The organism is Sulfuricella sp. (assembly GCF_035531155.1).
GTDB lineage: Bacteria > Pseudomonadota > Gammaproteobacteria > Burkholderiales > Sulfuricellaceae > Sulfuricella.
Map to the genome: position 1 here is coordinate 1 of NZ_DATKTK010000018.1, position 7,615 is coordinate 7,615.

At 58.8% G+C, this 7,615-nt stretch carries 7 protein-coding genes; 3 read left to right on the forward strand and 4 right to left on the reverse strand.

Going from position 1 to position 7,615, the window contains the following annotated elements; translation table 11 throughout:
• Both VMV64_RS03765 and VMV64_RS03770 read left to right on the forward strand, forming a co-directional pair.
• Positions 1-366 (forward strand): hypothetical protein (locus VMV64_RS03765; RefSeq protein WP_325328619.1); only part of this gene is annotated, 366 nt, incomplete at its 5' end.
• A 24-nt stretch (positions 367-390) separates the two neighbouring features.
• On the forward strand, positions 391-1,308 hold the full coding sequence (locus VMV64_RS03770; protein ID WP_325328620.1) for a nitrate- and nitrite sensing domain-containing protein: 918 nt from the start codon (positions 391-393) through the stop codon (positions 1,306-1,308).
• A 4-nt stretch (positions 1,309-1,312) separates the two neighbouring features.
• Here the strand turns inward: VMV64_RS03770 and VMV64_RS03775 are convergent, their stop codons facing one another.
• The 4 genes from VMV64_RS03775 to VMV64_RS03790 all read right to left on the reverse strand — a co-directional run bounded on the left by VMV64_RS03775 (position 1,313) and on the right by VMV64_RS03790 (position 6,418).
• On the reverse strand, positions 1,313-1,648 hold the full coding sequence (locus tag VMV64_RS03775) for a zinc ribbon domain-containing protein YjdM (RefSeq protein WP_322629609.1): 336 nt from the start codon (positions 1,646-1,648) through the stop codon (positions 1,313-1,315).
• Positions 1,649-1,699: 51 nt separating this feature from the next.
• Entirely contained in the window at positions 1,700-3,970 is a 2,271-nt protein-coding gene (locus tag VMV64_RS03780; protein WP_325328621.1) for a nitric oxide reductase activation protein NorD, read from the reverse strand.
• An 84-nt stretch (positions 3,971-4,054) separates the two neighbouring features.
• Positions 4,055-4,858, reverse strand: coding sequence for a CbbQ/NirQ/NorQ/GpvN family protein (locus VMV64_RS03785; RefSeq protein ID WP_325328622.1), 804 nt, complete (start codon positions 4,856-4,858; stop codon positions 4,055-4,057).
• A 180-nt stretch (positions 4,859-5,038) separates the two neighbouring features.
• On the reverse strand, positions 5,039-6,418 hold the full coding sequence (locus VMV64_RS03790; protein WP_325328623.1) for a ribulose-bisphosphate carboxylase: 1,380 nt from the start codon (positions 6,416-6,418) through the stop codon (positions 5,039-5,041).
• Between the two features lie 128 nt (positions 6,419-6,546).
• Here VMV64_RS03790 and VMV64_RS03795 point away from each other — a divergent pair, with 128 nt between their 5' ends.
• Positions 6,547-7,464 (forward strand): LysR family transcriptional regulator, encoded by a 918-nt coding sequence (locus tag VMV64_RS03795; RefSeq protein WP_325328624.1) that lies wholly within the window; start codon positions 6,547-6,549, stop codon positions 7,462-7,464.
• The last annotated feature ends 151 nt before the right edge of the window (positions 7,465-7,615 follow it).

Sequence of the window (7,615 nt, forward strand, 5' to 3'; positions counted from 1 at the left end):
GAAAGTATCACGCAGATTGTGGGCGCGATTCAGGGTGACATCCATACTGCGGTCGAGCAAATGAGCGATGCCAGTCAGGAAGCGGATGCCAACGTCGCCCATATCGGGCAAGTGGTCGGGTCGCTCGAAGATATCCATAAACGGGTGCATGCGGCACTCGACAGCGTGGGGCTCATCAGTGTCAACACGCAGCAGCAGCGGGAAGTCAGCGTGGAGATTGCCAAACATGTCGACCATATCTCAGGCAATGCCTGGGAAAACAGCGCCGCCGCGCACGAAACCGCCGAAGTGGCGGCCTATCTGGACCAATTGTCGCGCCGCCTGCGCCAGGCACAGTTTGGCCAGGCCGAAGCCCACGCCGCCTGAACCCATATCCTGAGGAGAACGATCATGTCCGTCCTGCAAGAATTCCTGACCGTCAGCTTGGCCCTTGTTTTGGCCGGTCTTGCCTGGGCCTTTCTGCGTGCCGGCAAAGTAGAATCCCCCGCCCGCCGGAGCCGGCGCGGCATCGAGATCAACGGCGTCCTGAGGAAGTTGCTGCAGCATATCCAGATGCATCGGGGGATGGCCAGCATCATCCTCAACGGTGACGGTTCATTCAATGCCAAATTGAAAGCGAAACAAGGGGATATCAACGATGAATTGCGGGTTATGGCCGACAAGACCCCCGCAGCGCGCGATCTGTTTGTGGGTGCGCCGCTCGAGCGAATCCAGTCCGACTGGGAAATGCTGCGCGTTCAGGCGCTTCAGCTGACCGTGTCGGAAAGTTTCGAGCGGCACAGCGCCTTGATTCAGCAGGTGTTGCACCTGATCGCGGATGTTGCCGAGCGTAGCCAGCTCGACGTCGGTGGGCCCGTGCCGCATGCTTTGAGTGACATGTTGTGGCGGCGCCTGCCCGAGCTCGCGGAGGATCTCGGCAAGGCACGGGCCATCGGGTCGGGGGTCGCGGCAGCCGGTCAGGTGAGCGGCGTCGATCGTATCCGACTGAATTTTCTGGTGAATCGAATTCGGTCGGGCCTCAAAGCGATGCAGGCAGCGATCAGCGAGGATACCGGGAATCGATTCGGCGGCGAGGCGCATCAATCCGCCAGCCGGGTACAGACGTCCGTCGATCGGCTGTTGCAGATGATCGAGAGCAAATTGATCGCGGCAGAGCGTCCGAATCTTTCAGCCGCAACGTACTTTAGTGCGGCGACGGATGCCTTGGAAGTCGTCTATCGCCTGTACGACAGCGCCTCGGCCGGCCTTGCGCGCCCAAAGGGACACCGTGAGACTGTGTCGGCTTTCGGTGCTGTTCGTACGGCCTGATTGATCAGGCCTTCTTCACAAAACACGCCTTCAGCATCATCTGACCTGCATCGGTTTTGCAATCGAGTTCGTGGTCGCCATCGACGATACGGATGCCTTTGATCTTGCTGCCGACTTTCAGGGTGATCGATGAGCCTTTGACTTTCAGATCCTTGATCAGGCTGACGGTATCGCCATCGACCAAGACGGTGCCATTGGCGTCTCTCACCACACGTTCGTCATCCGTCGTGTCGGCAGCTGCCTGTGCGGGCCATTCGTAACCGCAGTCCGCGCAGATGAACAGGTCGCCGTCGGGGTAGGTGTTGGGTTGGCCGCATTGTGGGCAGGGCGAGATCGTCATGGATGGGCTCCTGGAATAATTAAAAATTAAGAATGATGAAGGGAAGAACGGTTAACGGGTCAGTGAGATAAACAGCTGCGGTAGCCGTTCCGGCAGTCGTTCGATGTGGTCGATGATCGTGTACTGCTGGCCGAAGATGTCTCGGACATAGTCATCGTCGCCGGCTTTGAGGCTGGCGTCCAGGCTGATGCAGTAAGGGAAGATGCCTTGCTGGTCGAGTTCCTTCACGGCCTGACGCGCATCTTCGATGAGCAGGCGTTCGTCATGGGTGTCCACGTCCGATGGCTTGCCGTCGGTGAGGATGAGCATGAGCTTCTTGTCGGCCTTCTGGGCGCTGAGGTAGTGGGCGGCGTGGCGCATGGCCGCGCCCATGCGGGTGGAGTAGCCCGCTTCCATCTTGGCCAGCCGCGCTTTCACCTCGTCGTTCCAGTGTTCGCTGTAGCCCTTGATGTGCTGATAGCGAACTTCGTGACGGGTGTTGGAATGGAAGCCGGCGATGGCGAACGGGTCGCCGAGCTTGTCGATGGCCCAGGCCAGCAGCGATACGGCTTCCTGGCTGAGTTCAAGGATGGTCTGTTCGCTGCCAGCCACTTTTTCGTTGAGCGATTCCGACAGGTCGAGCAGCAGCATGACGGCGATGCTGCGGCCATTGGTGCGGTGGCTCATGTTGATGCGCGGGTCGGGCGTGGCGCCGCTCTTGTAGTCGATCAGTGATCGGATGGCGACATCGAGATCGAGTTCGCTGCCTTCTTCCTGATAGCGGATGCGAACCTTGTCCTGTGGTTTGAGCGCATCGAGCATTTTCTTGAGCTGTTTGGCGAGCGCGGCATGCTTTTGCAGCAGGCGGTCGATGTCGGCCGCATTGCCGCTGGGATGCAGGGCTTCATACACGCTCACCCAGTCCGGGCGGTAGCTCTGGCTGTGGTAATCCCATTCGGCATAATGGCGCGGCGGCAGGCCCTGGATTTCCTGCGGTTCGATTTTTCGTTGTTCGTCGAAGGCTTCTTCTTCGTCGCCCGGTTCGATGAATTTCCACAGTTGGCGATTGTCGTCGCGGTATTCGATCACGGTGTTGTCGAAATGCACCTTGGCAAGCTGGTCGCTCTGGCGGCGGGTGCGCGCCACATAACTCAGGGCCAGCAGGGCGATGTCATGGGTGGTGGTGATTTCCTGCGCCATGAGCGTATGGAAACGGGCCACAAAATCATTAAGGTCGGCATCAAGATAACCGTGATCCGGGTCGAGCAGCGCCCGCGACAGCATGGCCAGCCGGTGGCGCAGACAGGAGGTGGTCTGGGGATCGCAAGCCGCCTCCTCGGGTTTGGGGTGCAGGGATAGGAACAGGCGCCGCAGGCCGGGATATTCGCGGATCAGCAAGGTATCCACACGGCAGTCTTCAAAGAACTCGACCGCCATGCGCTGGAAGGGACTCCAGTTGTCGGCGATCTGCGCCTCGGACCAGCGCCGGTGCCCCACGATATGGGCGAGGATGGCGCGATAGCGGTCGATCCCGCGGACGCCGTCGCTGTCATCCAATACATCCGGCAGGCGAATGCCGAGCTTGTCGTAATAGGGGATGGGCTTGCGGATCTCGTCGAAGGCAGTGGAATAGGGCACCAGATGCTCGCTGTCCTGCCACAGGGCGCGCAGATAGACATCCAGTTTGCGTTCGACATCCACGAGCAGTGTGCCGTGGCGCTCGCGTTGCAGCACCGCACGGCTGTCCGCCGATTGCAGGCTGAAGAAATCCTTCTGCCGCTCCGGATGGGTGTGGTAATTGCGGATGCCATAGTCCACCCAGTTTTTCAGACCGCCGAGCGTGAGTTGGCGGAGCAGATTCGGCGCCTGCGCCAGAAAATCGGGCAGGCCGGGGCTGGGGAACGTGGTGTGATGGCCGTGGATCGAGCCGGTGGTACGGGTCATGAGATCCAGCGTGATTTCCAGGTATTCCTGAAGTTGTTCCGCCGATTGCAGACACCGCGCCACCGGCGCCAGCGCACGGATAAACGGATCGATGGCGCGACCGTTGGGCGATTTTTGCATCACGCGAATCGTATCCATGACAGCCGGGAGTGCCGGCTCTCCGACCGCAACAGCCGTAGAGGGCCATTCTTCCATGAAGGCGAGCAGGGGCTCCACGCCGCGCCCGAGTTTGCCGATGGCGGAGGCGGCCTCTAGATAGGCATCCACTCCTTCGGTGGTCAGGCTTGCCAGCGCCTCGGCCATGCAGTCTGCGAACACCGCTTCGGCCTGCGGGAAGCGGGTATCGAGTTTCTGCCAATAGGCAGCCATGGCGGGGTCGAGCTGTTTCGTCTCAGTCATGAGTGGCGATCCGCAGGTAGGGTGCAATCAGCGAAGCGCATTGCACCATTCGGATTGCAGTGCATCGCTCTGTGACGCTCGACGTTACGCAAAGGTGGCGTCGATGGCGTGATCCAGCGTTTCGCGGATGTCGGCATCGTCGGTAATCGGCCGAACCAGCGCCATGCGGCAGGCATCCCTCGGCGCGACATGATCCTTGATCAGGGTGGCCGCATACACCAGCAGACGGGTGGAAATGCCTTCGTCCAGCCCGTGCCCTTTCAGATTGCGCGCTGCATTGCCGATCTTGACCAGCTTGGCGACGGTGTCTCTGTCCATGCCGGTTTCTTTCGCCACAATCTCGGTTTCCAGTGCCGCATCCGGGTAATCGAAATCGAAGGCGGTGAAGCGCTGCTTGGTGGATTGTTTCAAATCCTTCATCAGCGTCTGGTAGCCGGGATTGTAGGAAATGACCAACTGGAAATCGGGATGGGCGTGGATCAGCTCGCCTTTCTTGTCGAGCGGCAGGGTGCGGCGATGATCGGTGAGCGGGTGAATCACCACGGTGGTGTCCTGGCGCGCTTCAACAATCTCATCGAGATAGCAGATGGCGCCAATCCGGGCGGCCGTGGTGAGCGGGCCGTCCAGCCAGCGCGTGCCGCCTTCGTCGAGCAGATAACGGCCCACGAGATCGGAGGCGGTCATGTCTTCGTTACAAGCCACGGTGATCAGCGGCTTGCCGAGTTTCCACGCCATGTATTCGATAAAACGGGATTTGCCGCAGCCGGTCGGCCCTTTCACCATTACGGGCAGGCGATTGCGATAGGCCGCCTCGTACAGGGCGACCTCGTTTGTCTGCTGCTGATAAAAGGGTTCTTGCTGGATTTTGTATTGTTCTTTATCGATCATGGCGTTATTCCCTATGAATTATGGCTTGAGTGATTCGCCGGGGCGTGGGGCCAGAAGAGGCAAGCTGGGCGATGCACACGGTTCGGCATGCACATGGCCTAGATGGCCGTTGAATAAACCTATTCAATGAGAAAACACCCCCGGCGAACCGAGGGTGTTCGGTCTTAAGCTAAGCGTTTATTACTTGTGAACGCCCAGTTTCTCGCGCCAGCCCGGGAAGATCTTGTCGGCATCGCCCGGGAAGGATTCGAAGGCACGTCCGAATTCCTTGTGTTCCTTGGCGAATTCGATCGGATCGGCACCGGCTTTCCAGCACTCGTAGGATTGACGCAGGGAAATTGCGCCAGCCGCCGGGCTGTCGATATGGCCGTAAGCACCACCGCCGGACGTGTTGATCACGTTGCCGTGGCCCAAGTTCTCGAAGAAACCGGGCAGACGCAGCGCGTTCATGCCGCCGGAGATGATCGGAGTGGTGGGCTTCATGCCGTACCATTTCTGGAAGTACACCGGACCTTGCGCTTCATCACGCTCGATCATGTACGCGATGTTCTTGTCATCTGATTCGCCTTCCATCTTGCCGTAGCCCATGGTGCCCACGTGGATACCGGAAGCGCCTTGCAGACGGGAGATCTTCGCCAGAACAAACGCGGTGTAACCCCGCTTGGCAGAAGGCGATGTGATCATGCCGTGACCGGCACGGTGGTAGTGCAAATACTGGCTCGGGTACTGACGACGGGCCGTGGTGATCATGCCCGGGCCGCCGACGAAGCCGTCGACCAGGAAGGCCAGTTTGTCGGCGTCGGGGCCGAAGGTTTCCAGCGCGAAATCGGCACGGGCCAGCATTTCGTAATGGTCGTCGGCGGTGATGTTCATGGAGAACAGCTTGGCCTGGCCGGTTTCGTCCTGGGCGCGCTTCATGGCGTCATAAACCAGGGGCAGAACTTTCTTCAGCGGGCAGAACACCTGGTTGCCCTGGGGTTCGTCGTTCTTGATGAAATCGCCGCCCAGCCAGAACTGGTAGGCAGCGGCCGCGAACGGCTCGGGACGCAGGCCCAACTTCGGCTTGATGATGGTACCGGCAATGTAGCCGCCATTCTGGATCGGACGACCCAGGATGCGCCACATGTCGGAGATGTCTTTGGACGGGCCGTCGAACAGCTGGATCGCACGCTCGGGGAAGTACATGTCGTGAATCTTGGCGTGCTCGATGTCGCCCATGCCCTGGTTGTTACCAATGACGAGCGTCAGGATGGATACCATCATCATGCGGCCGTCGGTGACGTTGCGGTCGAACAAATCCATCGGATACGCAATGCGCATGTCTTCGGTGGCTTCGTCGATGTAATAGACCAGCGCGTCGACACCCTTGGTGAAGTCATCGGTGGTGGATACTTCAACATTGGTGCCGGTTGAGGATTCGGCGGCGAAGTGGGCGGCGGCTTCCAGATAGCCATGACCGGACTTCGGCTTCATTTTATAGGCAACAAGAATGTGCTTGCCGCCGGTGATGAGGTCTTCTTCTTTCAGGCTGAGGTCAGAATAACGTGCTGATTGATCCATGGTTTGACTCCTGGCAGGTGGAAAAACTCAGGAGCCAAGCCCCTGAAATCTGTAGGGACTATAAAAGCGCGCTTGTATAATTGATAATCAATAGTTATTACCATTTGCATAAGGTAGGACTTATACGTATGCGCCGATTAACCTTGCGTCAGCTGATGGTTTTCGAGGCGGTTGCCCGCCATCTCTCCTTTTCAAAGGCTGCTGCGGAGCTTCACCTGACCCAGCCTGCCGTCTCGATGCAGGTGCGTCAGCTGGAGAAATTTGTGGGCCTGCCGCTAACCGAGCAGATCGGCAAGAAAATCTCGCTGACCGATGCCGGTCGAGTCGTATCCCACGCAAGCAAGAACATCTCGGCCCAGCTTGGTGATCTCAGTTCCGCGCTCACCCGCCTCAAGGGCGTTGGGGGCGGTCAGTTCAACCTGGCCGTCACCTCTACCGTCAATGCCGTCGCCACGGGCATTCTGGCCAAGTTCCGCGATCGCTATCCGCAAGTGTCCATCCATCTGGAGGTGTCCAATCGTGCGGAAGTGCTGGATTTACTCACCGCCAACCGGATCGATCTCGCCATCATGGGGCAGGTGCCCAAAGAGTTGGGCCTTGCCGCTACCCGATTCATGGACAACCCGCTTGTCGTGATCGCGCAGCCGGATCATCCGTTGGCGGGGCGAAAAAAAATCACCCTCGAAGAAATTGCCTCAGAGCCCTTTCTCGTTCGCGAAGAGGGTTCCGGCACGCGCGGCGCCATGGAACGATTCTTCGCCGCCAAAGGCATGGAAATTCGCACCAGCATGAAAATGAGCAGTAATGAGGCGATCAAGCTGGCGGTTCAGGCAGGGCTAGGGTTGGGCATCATCTCCCTGCAAACGCTGGAAATGGAATTGTCCCTGAACCGACTGGTGGTATTGCCCGTTGAGGGCTTTCCCATTATGCGTTACTGGTACCTCGTGCATCGGGCCGACAAGCGATTGTCACCGGTCGCACAGGCATTCAAGGATTACCTGCTGACGGATGAGCGCGAGGAATTGACCCCGTCGAGTCAGGCGTGATTTCAACCAGCCTCAATCAGAGCTTTATGAATTTCTTTCTATGGGGAAACAACTCACCTTGTGCCTATCAAGGAGCTTGTTCATAGGGTTTGTGGTCGCGGGGGAGAATCCTATGCCACTCAGCAGTTGTAACGACAGACGTTCATGCTCA

Excerpts from the sequence above, each read along its gene's own strand:
- VMV64_RS03770 (WP_325328620.1), top strand. The coding sequence starts at position 391 with ATGTCCGTCCTGCAAGAATTCCTGACCGTCAGCTTGGCCCTTGTTTTG.
- VMV64_RS03775 (WP_322629609.1), bottom strand. The coding sequence starts at position 1,648 with ATGACGATCTCGCCCTGCCCACAATGCGGCCAACCCAACACCTACCCC.
- VMV64_RS03780 (WP_325328621.1), bottom strand. The coding sequence starts at position 3,970 with ATGACTGAGACGAAACAGCTCGACCCCGCCATGGCTGCCTATTGGCAG.
- VMV64_RS03785 (WP_325328622.1), bottom strand. The coding sequence starts at position 4,858 with ATGATCGATAAAGAACAATACAAAATCCAGCAAGAACCCTTTTATCAG.
- VMV64_RS03790 (WP_325328623.1), bottom strand. The coding sequence starts at position 6,418 with ATGGATCAATCAGCACGTTATTCTGACCTCAGCCTGAAAGAAGAAGAC.
- VMV64_RS03795 (WP_325328624.1), top strand. The coding sequence starts at position 6,547 with ATGCGCCGATTAACCTTGCGTCAGCTGATGGTTTTCGAGGCGGTTGCC.